Below are 13464 nucleotides of genomic sequence, written 5' to 3' on the forward strand. Positions count from 1 at the left end.
GCTTTGAGCTCTTCGAAAAGATTTTTGCTCAGCTCGAATCCCACGCGGTATTCTTCTTCGGGACCGATGCCCGAGGCGGCTTCAAGCGCTTCGACCCAGCGGTCCGGGACATGGATGCCGGGAACGTTCTCATCCAAAAATCGGGCCGTACGAAGCTTCGTGATGGGGAAAAAGCCCAGAATGAGCGTGCATTCGGCGTTGTGCTCCGCGTTGGCGCGCTCCATCATCTCCAGCAGTTTGCGGGCATTGTCGAGATCGTAGACGGGCTGTGAAATGATCCCGATCGCTCCGTGCGAGACTTTTTTGGCCATCTTCTTTTCCAGAGCGACACTGTTTTTGGCGTACGAATCGATGACGGCAAACGGATAGATGGGACGGGGGGGAACGATCAGCTTTTGGTCGGCCAGATCGACGCCGCGGTTGAAGGTGGAAATGATGTCGAGAAGAAGTTTGCTGTTTCCCTCGAATACCCCTTTGGCATGAGGCTGGTCGGAGTAATGGGCGCTGTCCCCGGTAAGCGCGAGGATGGCGCGGACATCCGCTTCGTTGGCCCCGAGAAGGTCGCTTTGCAATGCGATGCGGTTGCGATCTCGCATGCTCATCGTCGCCAGTACCGGGAGGCCGAAGCGGTTTTGAAGCGCCACGGCGGCGAAGAGGGCATTGTATTTGAGCTTGGCCAACGGGTTGTCGGTCGTGCTGAAGCCGTCAACGAGCGTATGAAGCCCGAGCGCTTCGATTTTATCGATAGTCGGGGCAAAGGCCGCCGAACGTGACGGGGTCGTTTCTAAGGTGATATAGGTGCCGGAGCGCAGTTTTTCGATAAAGGTGCCGAACAAAAGATGCCTTTAGGGGTATAAAAGATATAATTGCGTCATTATAACGAAGAGGAAGAATTCTTTTGATTAAGTTAGCGGTATTTGATTTTGATTCGACCCTGATGGACGGAGAAACGATCGATTTTTTCGCCGAAGCGTTGGGAATCGGCGAACAGGTTTCGGCCATCACCGAGCGTGCGATGAACGGCGAACTCGATTTTTTTCAAAGCCTTCAGGAGAGGGTGGGGCTTCTCAAGGGTCTTGAATTTTCGAAGGTGGAGCATATCTGCCATAACCTTCCCTACATGCCCGGCGCGGTAGAGACGATTGCACAGCTGAAGGAGCGGGGGATCAAAGTCGTTTGTTTCAGCGGCGGGTTCCGTAGCGCGACGTCGCATGCAAAGGAAATTCTCGGATACGATGCCGATTTTTCGAACGTTTTGCATGAAAAGCACGGCCGTCTCACCGGTCTTGTCGGCGGGGATATGATGTTCGATTTTTCCAAAGGGGACATGCTGTTGCGCTTACAGGGGCTTTTCGGCATCAGCCCCGAAGAGACGATGGTTGTCGGAGACGGTGCGAACGACCGCTCGATGTTTGCCCACGCGGGGACAAGAGTCGCATTCTGCGCCAAAGAGATCCTCAAAAAAGAGGCGAACGTTATCATCGAGACCAAAGACCTGACACAAATCATCGATAAGGTATTTGCGTAAAAGCACACGAGTGCGCGGGCTTCCCGTCGAGGGAAACACAGCGTTAGCGTAGACGGCGGGGCTTGGCTCCGTCGGCGTATAAAAAAGGAAAAATATGTTAGAAAATTCACTCTGGACACACTATAACCCCGAGAAAACGATCCGCGAAGTATTGGCCCGCATCTACGAATGCAATGCGATCGAGATCGGAGAGGACGAGCGGGAACTGTACGCAGCGCTCAAACGCCATTTGACGAAGAAAGAGTTTCGGATGGTAATGATGAACGAGGCGGGACTTAGTGCCGAAGAGATCGGAGCGGAAGTCGGGCTTGAAGGCGACGCCCTAAAAAAAGCGCAGTACAAAGCATACCGCAAAATACGGCAGGACAAAATTCGCCGTGAAGTGAAAGTCGGGATGCCAAAAGAGAATGCCGATGAAGAGGGCGATGACGAAGAGTAATGGGATGCTTTGATACATTTTTGATAAAAACAGCTGAAAAATTATCACATTAACATTACATTAAAGCTCTATTTACCCTTTATCGGGTATCATAAAACGCATCAAGACATCTTCACCGTTTTTTCGAAAATGTTGAAGGTGTCTTAAACCAATAATATTCGTAGGAGAACGACATGAAAAAGTCAGCTTCATGCTTCCTCGCTGCACTTGTAGCGGTAGGGATGATGAGTACAGCCGCATCTGCCGATGTCAAAAAAGGGCAAAAAGCCTATCTTAAAACCTGTAAGAACTGCCACGGCAGCGGTACTAAAGGTGCAGCAATGCATACGCAGGAAGAATGGGATGACCTTTTTGCTAACGACGGAGAGAAAATCGTCAAAGCACACGCAAACGACAAATCGGCTGCGTATTTCAATGGCCCATTGTTCAAAGCCCAATCTCAGGATCTTCGCGATTTCTTGTTTGAATACGGTTCAGATTCAGGCAACGTTCCTTCTTGCGGCTGATACAACAAGCCTTGCCCCTTTCGGGGCCCCTTCTTCTAAAAATCTTCCAACGTCTTTAACTCAATTACTCCATACGCCGGTTCTTCATACGGATGAGCACTTTTTAATGCCTTTAACACATTCGTGATGCATTCAGCGCTGCATATCGTTTCGATTTTGATCTCATCGACGCGTTCGATCGTGTGATGCTGCCCGATGGCAGGATTTGATCCCGGAAGAGGACGGAATTGCCCGGTTCCCAAACTTTCCCAGCTGCATCGGTCGTAATTCTCATATTTTCCGGCACCCGCGTCGAAAAGTGCCGCTTTAAGCATTTCGGCATCGGGAAGGGGCACATAAACGATCACTTGATATAGCATTGTAGGTCCTCTATTAGAATAGGATTAAAGCATTGAGCCAATTATAACTTTAAACCCTACATGCCCTATTTAAGTTACAATCTTTGTACCGACATAAAAGGGACGAGGCAGCAGATGAGAATAGTAATATGCGGTATGAGCGGATTTGTGGGCGGCGGATTGGAGAATTTTTTTCGAAAACGTGGGGACACTGTAGAGGGGATAAGCATCCGTTCATCCACGTCTGTCCAGTCAATTGCGTCTGTATTCGAACAAGCCGATGTCGTGATTAATCTTGCCGGCGCAAATATTCTGGGACGGTGGACAAGCGAATACAAAAAAATTCTTCGCCAAAGCCGCCTTGAGACAACGATTAAAATCGTCAAAGCCTTTGCAATGTGTTCCCATCCCCCTTCGCTGCTTTTGAACGCGTCGGCAGTCGGAGTGTATGACAGTTTTCACCAGCATGAGGAGGGCTCCCGTCATCTGGCGGAAGATTTTTTGGCCGATTTGGTGCGTGAATGGGAAACCGCGGCGATGGGTGCTTCTTCCGAACGTACGAGGGTGTGTCTGATGCGTTTTGGCGTGGTGTATGCTTCGCAAGGAGGGGCAATGTCTAAAATGCTCCCTCCGTTCAAGCTGGGGTTCGGCGGTAAAATGGGAGACGGATTTCAAATGGTCTCGTGGATTCATCTGGACGATCTGGTCCGCGCCTGCGCTTTTTTGACCGATCGGCCCGATATCGAAGGAATCGTCAATTTCACCGCATCCGAACCGATCAGCAATATGGCTCAATCCAAAGCAATGGGGCGTATTTTGCATCGTCCGGCTTTTTTCGATCTTCCCGCGTGGTTTGTCAAATTGGTGTTCGGGGAAGGCTCGACGGTGATGCTGGATTCTAAAGAGGTGTATCCGCGCCGTTTACAGGAAGCCGGTTTTACGTTTTTGTATCCTACTTTTGAGCGTGCGATGGAGCAAATTGTTCACGCCCAAGAGCAAGAAGCTCTTCATCCAGGCGATAAGGGGTAAGGGCCACTTCATCGATCGTTTTGAAAACGAAATGGCTTTTGCTGTAACAGATAACCGAATCGCTTTTTCCTTCGGACAATGCATCGATAGCGTAGGTGACAAAACGGTACGCCATCAACCGATCATAAACGCTCGGATTGCCTCCGCGCTGGGTATGCCCCAAGACCGCAACACGGGTTTCAAACCCAAGCTCGGCTTCAAACCATGCGGCGACTTTGTCCGAATTGCGCAATGCTTCGGAGACGACGGCGATAAAATAGTCTCTTCCGTGCTCTACCTGTGAGATGAAACACGGTTTGTATTCGTCGATATCAGCGGGAATCTCGGGGATTAGACACAGTTCCGCTCCGGAGGTCAATGCGGAGACCAGAGCTAGATAGCCGCAGTTGCGCCCCATCGTTTCGATGACGAAAGCACGGCGGAAGGAAGCTGCAGTATCGCGTATTTGATCGATTGAGTCGCGAATGACTCCGAGTGCGGTATCGACCCCAAGACAGTAGTCGGTACCGTTAATATCGTTGTCGATGGTGGAAGGGATACCGCAAAATGCGATGCCCTGTTCACGGTAAAACTGTTCCATCCCGCGAAAACTTCCGTCCCCTCCCAGTACGATCAACATACCGATACCGTGAGAACGCAGGTTCTCAGCGGCGATTGTGCGGTAAGAACTCTCTTTAAAGCGTTCGGAACGGGCCGAGCCGATTTTGGTTCCGCCGCGGGTAATGATCCCCGAGACGTCGGCGTATCCGGCGGGAACGATGCGGTTGTCAATCAACCCTTCAAATCCGTGATAAACAAAATAAGGCTCCATGCCGCGTGCGATGGCGTATTCCACAAACCGCTTGAGAGCGGGGTTCATACCCGAGACGTCTCCCCCTGAGCAGAGAATGGCGATTTTTTTCTTCATTGGTTCTCCTGTATCTGTCGGCTCAGCCATAGGGTGCATTGCAGGCTGAGCTCTTCAGTCGCTTTCGAAAGCGCTTCGACGCCTCCTTTGGCATCGTCGCTGGATGCTTTTACGGTCAGTTGAAACCGTTTGCTTCCCAGCGTTTTGTTCGTCGTCGGATCGATCAGACGGTATGTGGCGTCAATGTATCCTTCGCTTGCTCCCGCGATGGGAAAACGGTGATAAAACGCGTTTAAATCCGATTCGAGGAGATACGACGGACGCGCCGTAGACGTGGAAGAGAGCAAGACGCCGAAAACTCCGCGCTCCTGCAACGATGAGGTGAGCGAGCGTTCAATCAGGGATGCGGGAGTATCGCTCCACCGGCTATAGAGATATTTTCCCGCTTCCCCCCCCTCGCGAAGATAATAGATGTTTTTGGAAGCGAGTGACGGGATCGTTTTGGCGGGGGCGATACGAAGGCTTCCGCTTGCGAGAGGCGCAGAGAGGGACTGAACCGATTTGGACGGGAGAATCGTATACTCTTTGACGGCGGGTGCGGTACCGGAGCATCCGGCAAGCGTTATAACGGCTGAGATAAAAAATACGGTGCGTTTCATGGTCATTCTCCCGGGCCTGGTTTCGGCGTCGATTTTTTGAAGAGCAGATCCGAGGGACTCTCGTGAAGGTCGCGGATCGTCATCTCCATTTCCTGTGTCAGGATGCGCGTTTGCGTAATCAGTTCGCTCAGCTCGGAGGTAGCGGGAGAAGCGATGGTTTTGAGGTCATAATCGCCGCGATCCAGCGACGCCTCGAGTTTTTTGATCAGCGTGTGGCTCTCGCGGGATGTTTTCTCGAGCGATTCCAGAGTTGCGGCCATTTTGGTCTGTACGAGTGTGTTGACATTGTCGGATGTGTTTTTGACGCTTCCGGCAGCTTTGTTCATCGTACCGAAAGCGCGGGTGGCGTTGGCTTCGAGTGCGGCACTTTGTTCCAAAAGGGATTTTATCTCTTTTTGATAACCGTCGATCTGTTCACTCAGGGAACGGAGGTGTCTGAGGCTCATCTGAACGTTTTCGATATTTTCGTCGTTGAAAAGACGGTCTGCGTGATCGAGCGTCGCGGTGAGTTTTATGGCGACGTTGCTCAGCGATTCGTCCAGCCGCGTTATCATTGAAGGCTTGGATTGGATGATGGAAGCGCGTTGGCCGTTTTCCATCATCAGCGGTGCCTTTTTGGAACCCCCGACGATCTCTATGAAAGCCAGTCCCGTGATGCCATAGAATTTTAAAACGGCATAGGAATCGGTTTTGATAGGGGTTTCTTTTTTGATTTTAAGGGTCAGTTCGACTTCTTCATTATTGTCGGGATTGATGCGGATCGCTTCAACCTTGCCGACGTCTACGCCATTGTATTTGACGGCCGCTTCGGGGGCAAGTCCCGAAATCGATTCGGTGATGTAGACGGAAAAGCGGCGATAATCTTGCTCATCCTGACCGTATTTTCCCAGCCAAAAGGCAAACGCAATCAGTCCTATCGCAAAAACAACGACAAAGAGTCCTGTAAAAGTGTAGTTAAAACGAGATTCCATGTGTCCCTTTCTGAAAAAAATAATCGACAATCGGGTGCCGGACGGCGAGGACTTCTGCCAGACTTCCCTCGGCAATCACCTTCTTTTCTCCCAACAACGCGAAACGGTCTACAATATGATGTATTGTATCCAGATCGTGAGTGACTAGGATTACGGTTAGCCCCAGAAGATCGCGAAGCTCACGAATCAGCGTATCGAATTGGCGCGAGCTGAACGGATCGAGTCCCGAAGTCGGTTCATCAAGAAACAGAAGTTTCGGATCCAGTGCCAATGCCCGGGCCAATCCCGCCCGTTTGACCATCCCGCCGCTGAGCTCATTGGGATACAGATGTATGGCATGCGCGGGAAGGCCGACAAGATCGATCTTGAGCTTTACGAGTTCATGAATGAGCTTGGGAGGCAGATCGGTGTATTCATGATAGAGGAGCGCGATATTTTCTCCGACGCTCAACGAAGAATAAAGCGCTCCCGATTGAAACAACACCCCCCACCGGCTCCGCAGCGTTTGGGCCTCTTGATACGATAGAGCGGAAAGGTCGTAGCCTAAAACATCGATCCGGCCGCTTTTTGGGTGTTCCAGCATGATCATTTCGCGTAACAATGTCGATTTGCCCGATCCGCTGCCTCCGATCAGCGCGTAAATTTCATTTTCGTAAACCGTGCAGCTGACATGATCGTGAACGATGTTGTCGCCGAAGGACGTGATGATGTCGCGGGCATGGATAATCGGTTGTTTCATAGCTTCAATTCCGTCAATAAGACCGAAAATAGAGCGTCGCAGGCGATGACGAGAAAGATAGCGTTGACGACGCTCTTGGTTGTATAGTGGCCGATGCTTTCGGTATTCATGGAGACCTGAAACCCCCGGTATAGACTTGCCATGGCGATCAGAAAAGCGAAAAACGGCCCTTTGACGATTCCGATGACGTAGTGCTTGAGGGCAAGGGCGTTTTGAAGCCGGTGGATGAATTCGGTGAAACTGATATGCGACTGGGTATTGGCGATCACCATACCGCCGAAGATGCCGACCATATCGGCAAAGAAGATCAGCAACGGCATCACAATCATCAGCGCGATGACTCTGGGCCATACGAGAAAGGTGAACGGATTGAACCCCATCGTTTTCATCGCATCGATCTCTTGCGTCATTTTCATCGCGCCGATTTGGGCCGTAAATGCCGATCCGCTTCTTCCCGCAACGACGATAGCGGTAATAAGAGGGGCCAACTCGCGGGTCAAGGAAATACCGATCGTATCGACGATGAAAATATCGGCGCCGAATTTTTGGAGTTGGACGATGCTTTGATAGGCGATGACTACGCCGATCAAAAAGGCACTCAGAGCGATGATCGGAAGCGCCTGCGCGCCGGTCGCGAGAATATGGGCTCCGATGGAGTGCCAACGCAGACGCGAAGGATGGCGCAATGTATGAAACAGCACGACAAACGCCTCTCCCAAAAAAGCGAGGAACGTACCGATCCCTTTTTGGTAGAGATGCATTTCGCGGCCTAGCCGATACAGCCATGAAGGGGCTTCGGGAAACGGGGAATCGTCAAGGTTATGAGGGTAGAGAAGACGGTACAGTTTGGTCTGGTTTTCGTCGGCTCCTATAAGCGTCGATGAGAATCCCTGCCGTTCATAGGATCGGTAGTACATCTGCCATAAGGCTATTCCGGCCGAATCGACTTCGCTTACATCGCGGATGTCCCAGATGATTGCCGATGCAGGGGAAAAAAGCTCAAGTACTCCCGCTACTTCGGACAGATGAGGAAGCGTCCATGCTCCTGCGCATTTCAGCCGGGTCTGAGAACCTTCTTGGACAACGGTAAGGGTCGCCGTAGATGTGCTTCGCATGAGTTGATTATAGCACTTTTGGAAAAGAGATGAAGAAGAGAATAGGGGAGGGCTTGCGGCAGCCCTGTTTAGGGGGCGCCGTCAAACAGACGGTTCAATCTTCATGGCCTGAGTGAGAACCCAGCAAGAGGTTGACCGAAAAAATCAGAGAATCGAGATTCTGGCGCTCTTGCGCTTCGTTGAAAAATGCATTGGAGTGAGTGTATTGGAGACGGTATCGAGCCGTTTCACCGGAACGATATTCGACCATTGCGGAACATTGGTCTAGGTTTTTAGGTGCGAATTGGTCCGTTCCGGTGATGTGGTTGCGGTAGATGGCATCGTACCGTGCTCCGATGCTCCACTCTTCGGACGGCGTATAAACGAGTTGCGTATAGTATCCCGCCTGTTTTTTGTGTATCGGCGAATAGACGAGTTCATTGACCGTGGACACATCGTTATCGCTGTCCGCGATGTATGTCCCCTCCATATCACGATAGAGCCATTCGCTCTGCCAGATAAGGGCGCTGTGGGGATCAAGACGATAGTGCAGGGTTAGGTCAAGACCATATAAGTCGCTTGTCGCACTGATGGCGTAAGGGGTCTCGTCGCTGAAATGATTGATGCGCGTATTTCCATGTGCCCAGCTTGCTCCCGCGAGAATCGTTGTGTCACCGATATCGGCGGACGTTTTGACGTATCCCAGATAGAGCGAGGGTTGCTGTGCCGAACCCGAAAGGACCTCTTCTTCTTGGCCTGTGTAGGGGTTATTGATGGATGCTTGTCCGAACATCCCCTCGTTTTTGCCTTGAAGCGCTTCGATTCCGAACATCAAATAGGTATCGGTCGGTGCCGTCCATTGGAGCTGTGCGCCGATCTCGTCTAAGCCGTGATTCCCCAAAAACGCTTCGTACACCAGAGGCATATCCGAAAAACTCCATTCATGATGGTGCCGATGGTTCAGATAACCGAAGTCGCTGAGAAATTTTCCCCCTTTTAGACGGAGGTTATAAGGGAGATCGTGAGCGGTGAAAAAGGCTTCTTCGATATCGACGCCCCCTTCGGAAAAATGCAACAATACTTCGGCATCGAGGTTAGACGTCAGCTCACTGTGAATACCCATCTCGGCATAATTAAGATTAAACCCGTTTTGGGCATTGTATGTCGGATGGGTTGATCCGTTATGGTTGTGCGGTGCAAACAGTCCATGCGCGATACCCGGAAGCTCGAGATGGGCCAGTTGTTCGTCTTTCTGCGAACGGCTCACGTAAGACGTATCCAAAACGAGCGACAGGTCAAAATCGGAAACGGCTTTTGGAAGATTGTGCGCCGAATGGGCGTTGTCGTGGTGTATTTCGTCCGCATCAGCCGTTTGCGCAGGGCGTTGGTGTTCCAGATGATTGATTTTTTCCTGCATCGCTTTCATCATCGCCTCCATCTGTGCCATTTGGGCTTTGAGGTTCTGGATCTCGGTACCATCGGCACACAGTAGGGCCGCCGCGAGGGAAGAGAGCAATAGTTTATTCATGATGCTAATCCTGATGGTTAAAAATTTTTAAAAAGGTATGGATAAAAATAAGGATTAGGCCGAAGGGGGAGCGCGGGTTCGTAAAACGGTCGGAAATGCCCAGGAAACACTGTTGGACTGAGCGATAAAAGGTTCGTAAGACAACGAGATTGCGGCGAGGATGATCGGCTCGTTCGGTACGGCGAGGACATGGCTCAGCAGATACAGGGGACAGGACTGCTCATAATGGCCGTCCGCATCATGGACATGATCGTGGATCACCTCATGCAGTGCGCCCAGAAGGCTGGAGACGATGAATACTGCGGCAAAAAAACGTTTAAACCGTTGCATCGTCTCCCCTTTTTTTCCGCGAATTTTAGCATAGGTGGCATAGTGTTTGCTTTTGGCATGTCATAATTGACAATATTTAAAGGATACTCTATGATAATAAAACGTTTTAGTGCATTATTACTCACCCTCTCCGTCAGCCTCTGCGCCGAAATCAACAAAGAAGAATTAAACAAACTCAACGTCGGCGCCTTGCTGGTCAAAGATATGACTTCCAAACAAATGCTTTACGCAAAAGAACCGTTCAAAGAACTCAAACCAGCCAGCCTTACCAAAGTGATGACGGCATTAATTGCCATTGAGCAGGGGAATCTCGGACGACCGGTGACGATCACGAGAGAGATGACGCGGGTCGAACCGACGATTGCAGGCTATCGACGAGGGGATGTTATTCGTCTGGAAGATATGATCAAAGCAACGATGATCAAATCGGATAACGATGCGGCCAAAGCGATTGCGATTGCCGTCGGAGGAAGCGAAGAGCGTTTTGTCGCGATGATGAACGCTAAAGCCAAAGCGATCGGGATGCGTCACACGCACTTTACCAACCCGTGCGGATACGATGACAAACAGCATTATTCGACCCCGAAAGACCTGCTCAAGATGACCGAATACGCGATTAAAAACCGTAAGTTCAACGAGATCAGCAAAATGAATGAACATACGTATTATTCGCTCAATAAAAACAAAAAGTTTTTTGCCTATACCCATAACCGCCTTCTCAACCGTTATGAATACGCGGTAGGGGTCAAGACGGGGTACACGTCCAAAGCGGGAGCCTGCCTTATCGCCCGGGCGAAAAAAGACGGCAAGGATTGCCTTATCGTCATGATGAACGCCAAAGAAGACCGCTGGAAAACGGCGAAGCAGATTTTCGAGCAGGTTTTAAACAGTTAAAAATTCATCCAAAAACGCTTTATACAGAGCCTTTTTCGCCTCTTTCGGCATCGCCGCATGGGCCGGCGAGGTGGAGGGAAGAAGCACCTGCGTTACCTCTAAGCCCTTATAATTTTTGCGAAACAAGTCGAAGCTTTTTTTTCCCGTAAATCCGAATGCCCGAATATTCGGGTACTTTTGCAGCAATGCGGCAAAATCGTTGGGGACACAGTTGCGCAGATTGGTATCGCTCGAATTGCTCCGCTCGCAGGAGCCGATCACGTCCCACAACCCGATCCCCTTTTCCAGACAAAATGCCTTTTTGGCTTCATTGGAGGGCAGCGTGACGTTGAAGATTTCCTCGATGATCGGCCAAAAAGCGTTACGCGGATGGGCATAATAAAACGACTGTTCGAAGGATGCAATGCTGGGGAAACTTCCTAGAAACAGCACGCGGGTACAATGGTCCAGAATCGGATCGAAGGGGTGATCAAACGGTTGCATAAGCCGATTTTATCTCAATTTACCTTCCCCTAAACCACATTTTGTTACAATTCCGCCACTAAATCACGGGCATCAGGCCCACTCAAAGGAACTGCATGAAGCGTGCACTGCTGAGCGTCAGCGACAAAAGCAACATCGCCCTTTTCGCCAAATCTCTGATCGGATTGGGGTATCAGATCATCTCTACGGGCGGAACGTACAAACTGTTGCGTGAAGAAGGGATCGATGCGATCGAGATCGATGAGGTCACCAAATTCCCCGAATGTTTCGAGGGACGCGTCAAGACACTTAACCCGTACATTCACGGCGGGATTTTGCACCGTCGTGACAAACAGTCGCATTTGGATCAGGCAGCTGAACTCGGCGTCGAGGCAATCGATCTGGTGTGCGTCAACCTTTATCCGTTCAAAGCGACGATCGAGCGTACCGACGATTTCGAAGAGATCATCGAAAACATTGACATCGGCGGCCCTGCGATGGTCCGCTCTGCGGCGAAAAACTTTGACAGCGTCATTATCGTAACCGATCCGTCGGATTATTCGCTCGTACTGAATGCCATCGAAAACGGCCTCAACAGCGTCGAATTCCGCCGCGATCTGATGATCAAAGCGTATGAGCACACCGCGGCGTACGACTCCATGATCGCCAACTATATGAACAAGCGGTTCAACAACGGTATGGGGGCTAAGCAGTTTGTTGTCGGTAACAAAGTGATGGATACCCGTTACGGTGAAAACCCGCACCAAAAAGGGGCATTGTACGAGTTTGACACGTTCTTCAGCCAAAACTTCAAGACCCTCAAAGGAGAAGCGAGCTTCAACAACCTGACCGATATCAGCGGCGCGGTGAAAATCGCGGCGGCGTTCGGAGATGAAAACGCAATTTGTATCGTCAAACACGGTAACCCGTGCGGTTTTGCGATCCGCGAGAATCTCATGGATGCCTATACCGAAGCGCTCAAATGCGATCCCGTTTCGGCGTTCGGAGGTGTCGTAGCGGTCAACGGCGTCGTGACCAAAGAATTGGCGGAAAAAATGAACGAAATGTTCCTCGAAGTGATCATTGCCGGTCGCATCGACGACGAAGCGCAAAAAGTGTTCGAGCCGAAAAAACGGCTCAAACTCTTCGAATACGGTGCGGACCGTATCGTGCTCAGCAACGATGCAATCGATTTCAAACATATCGACGGCGGATTTGTTTTCCAGGATGCGGACAAAGTTACCGCCGATGAAGTGAAAAATGCGAAGCTCGTCACTACACACGTCGCAAGCGCTTCGGCACTCAAAGACGCCGAGATTGCCTACAAAGTCGCGTCATTAACCAAATCGAACTGCGTCGTGTACGTGAAAAACGGGGCGATGGTTGCGGTCGGGATGGGAATGACCTCACGCGTCGATGCTGCACGCTGCGCCCTCAAAAAAGCCGAAGAGATGGGTCTGGACGTGAGCGGCTCGGCGCTGGCTAGCGAAGCGTTTTTTCCGTTCCGTGATTCGATCGACGCGGCGGCTGGCGCGGGCGTCAAAACCGTTATCCAACCGGGCGGTTCGGTACGGGATGAGGAAGTCATCGCGGCCGCCGACGAGCACGGTATGGCTCTGTATTTCACCGGCATTCGCCATTTTCTCCACTAAAAAGGATTGCGCCTTGAGGGCGCAACTTCTTACTGCCTCTTAACCCCCTCGCTTACGAAGATCACAATTTAAACTTGATTGATTTTGACTCAACTTATATGCTATAATTTTTACCAATAAAAATCGATATTGTTTTAGCAGGAATCTCCCATGTCAAAAAGTTTGTATACCACTCTTGAAGTCTCTCCCGGTGCCAGCGAGGCCGAAATCAAAAAAGCATACCGAAAGCTCGCGCGCCAGTACCATCCCGACGTCAATAAAGACCCAAAAGCCGAAGAAAAATTCAAAGAGATCAATGCAGCCTATGAAGTTCTCAGCGATAAAGAAAAGCGTGCCAAATACGATCAGTTCGGAGATTCGATGTTTGGCGGACAGAATTTTCATGATTTCGCCCGCGGTCAAGGGAACAATGTCGATTTGGATGATATCCTGCGCAACATATTCGGTC

17 protein-coding genes are annotated in these 13464 nt (G+C 50.7%); 7 read left to right on the forward strand and 10 right to left on the reverse strand.

The window, feature by feature from the left end:
• Positions 1–836 (reverse strand): methylenetetrahydrofolate reductase (locus JU82_RS03350; protein WP_037946456.1); only part of this gene is annotated, 836 nt, incomplete at its 3' end.
• A 62-nt stretch (positions 837–898) separates the two neighbouring features.
• Between JU82_RS03350 and serB the strand changes: the two genes are divergently transcribed.
• The 3 genes from serB (at position 899) to JU82_RS03365 (ending at position 2473) form a co-directional block, all read left to right on the forward strand.
• The gene (gene serB, locus JU82_RS03355; protein ID WP_037946458.1) at positions 899–1528 is read left to right on the forward strand and encodes a phosphoserine phosphatase SerB; all 630 of its coding nucleotides are present in this window, start codon (positions 899–901) and stop codon (positions 1526–1528) included.
• A 94-nt stretch (positions 1529–1622) separates the two neighbouring features.
• Positions 1623–1967: a hypothetical protein gene (locus JU82_RS03360; protein ID WP_294892082.1), complete on the forward strand. Its 345-nt coding sequence runs from the start codon at positions 1623–1625 to the stop codon at positions 1965–1967.
• A 173-nt stretch (positions 1968–2140) separates the two neighbouring features.
• Entirely contained in the window at positions 2141–2473 is a 333-nt protein-coding gene (locus JU82_RS03365) for a c-type cytochrome (RefSeq protein WP_037946462.1), read from the forward strand.
• A 35-nt stretch (positions 2474–2508) separates the two neighbouring features.
• On the opposite strand, the gene JU82_RS03370 is transcribed toward JU82_RS03365, so the two are convergent.
• Positions 2509–2832 (reverse strand): NGG1p interacting factor 3 protein, NIF3, encoded by a 324-nt coding sequence (locus tag JU82_RS03370; protein ID WP_037946464.1) that lies wholly within the window; start codon positions 2830–2832, stop codon positions 2509–2511.
• A 114-nt stretch (positions 2833–2946) separates the two neighbouring features.
• On the opposite strand from JU82_RS03370, the gene JU82_RS03375 reads away from it, so the two are divergent.
• Complete coding sequence (locus JU82_RS03375; RefSeq protein WP_294892083.1) at positions 2947–3840, forward strand: TIGR01777 family oxidoreductase; 894 nt, start codon at positions 2947–2949, stop codon at positions 3838–3840.
• Here JU82_RS03375 and JU82_RS03380 read toward each other — a convergent pair.
• The 7 genes from JU82_RS03380 to JU82_RS03410 form a co-directional block, all read right to left on the reverse strand.
• Positions 3764–4747: a 6-phosphofructokinase gene (locus JU82_RS03380; protein WP_037946466.1), complete on the reverse strand. Its 984-nt coding sequence runs from the start codon at positions 4745–4747 to the stop codon at positions 3764–3766. The genes JU82_RS03375 and JU82_RS03380 overlap by 77 nt on opposite strands.
• Positions 4744–5346, reverse strand: coding sequence for an ABC-type transport auxiliary lipoprotein family protein (locus JU82_RS03385; protein ID WP_294892084.1), 603 nt, complete (start codon positions 5344–5346; stop codon positions 4744–4746). Before JU82_RS03385 ends, JU82_RS03380 begins: the two co-directional genes overlap by 4 nt.
• A 2-nt stretch (positions 5347–5348) precedes the next feature.
• Entirely contained in the window at positions 5349–6317 is a 969-nt protein-coding gene (locus tag JU82_RS03390; RefSeq protein WP_037946469.1) for an MlaD family protein, read from the reverse strand.
• Positions 6301–7056, reverse strand: coding sequence for an ATP-binding cassette domain-containing protein (locus tag JU82_RS03395; RefSeq protein WP_037946472.1), 756 nt, complete (start codon positions 7054–7056; stop codon positions 6301–6303). Before JU82_RS03395 ends, JU82_RS03390 begins: the two co-directional genes overlap by 17 nt.
• Positions 7053–8171: an ABC transporter permease gene (locus JU82_RS03400; protein WP_037946474.1), complete on the reverse strand. Its 1119-nt coding sequence runs from the start codon at positions 8169–8171 to the stop codon at positions 7053–7055. The genes JU82_RS03395 and JU82_RS03400 overlap by 4 nt, the downstream gene beginning before the upstream one ends.
• A gap of 94 nt (positions 8172–8265) precedes the next feature.
• Positions 8266–9678, reverse strand: a complete 1413-nt coding sequence (locus tag JU82_RS03405; protein WP_037946476.1) for a hypothetical protein — start codon at positions 9676–9678, stop codon at positions 8266–8268.
• Positions 9679–9732: 54 nt separating this feature from the next.
• Positions 9733–10008 (reverse strand): hypothetical protein, encoded by a 276-nt coding sequence (locus tag JU82_RS03410; protein WP_037946481.1) that lies wholly within the window; start codon positions 10006–10008, stop codon positions 9733–9735.
• Between the two features lie 90 nt (positions 10009–10098).
• Between JU82_RS03410 and JU82_RS03415 the strand changes: the two genes are divergently transcribed.
• Positions 10099–10902, forward strand: coding sequence for a D-alanyl-D-alanine carboxypeptidase family protein (locus tag JU82_RS03415; RefSeq protein ID WP_037946483.1), 804 nt, complete (start codon positions 10099–10101; stop codon positions 10900–10902).
• On the opposite strand, the gene JU82_RS03420 is transcribed toward JU82_RS03415, so the two are convergent.
• Complete coding sequence (locus tag JU82_RS03420; RefSeq protein WP_037946485.1) at positions 10891–11385, reverse strand: DNA-deoxyinosine glycosylase; 495 nt, start codon at positions 11383–11385, stop codon at positions 10891–10893. The two genes, JU82_RS03415 and JU82_RS03420, sit on opposite strands and share 12 nt — an antisense overlap.
• 95 nt (positions 11386–11480) lie before the next feature.
• Between JU82_RS03420 and purH the strand changes: the two genes are divergently transcribed.
• Both purH and JU82_RS03430 read left to right on the forward strand, forming a co-directional pair.
• Positions 11481–13016 carry a bifunctional phosphoribosylaminoimidazolecarboxamide formyltransferase/IMP cyclohydrolase gene (purH, locus tag JU82_RS03425; protein WP_037946487.1) on the forward strand — a complete coding sequence of 512 codons (1536 nt, stop codon included), beginning with the start codon at positions 11481–11483 and terminating at the stop codon, positions 13014–13016.
• 150 nt (positions 13017–13166) lie between these two features.
• A partial coding sequence (locus tag JU82_RS03430) for a DnaJ family protein (protein WP_037946491.1) occupies positions 13167–13464 on the forward strand: 298 nt, incomplete at its 3' end.

This window comes from Sulfuricurvum sp. MLSB, from assembly GCF_000747095.1.
Classification (GTDB): domain Bacteria; phylum Campylobacterota; class Campylobacteria; order Campylobacterales; family Sulfurimonadaceae; genus Sulfuricurvum.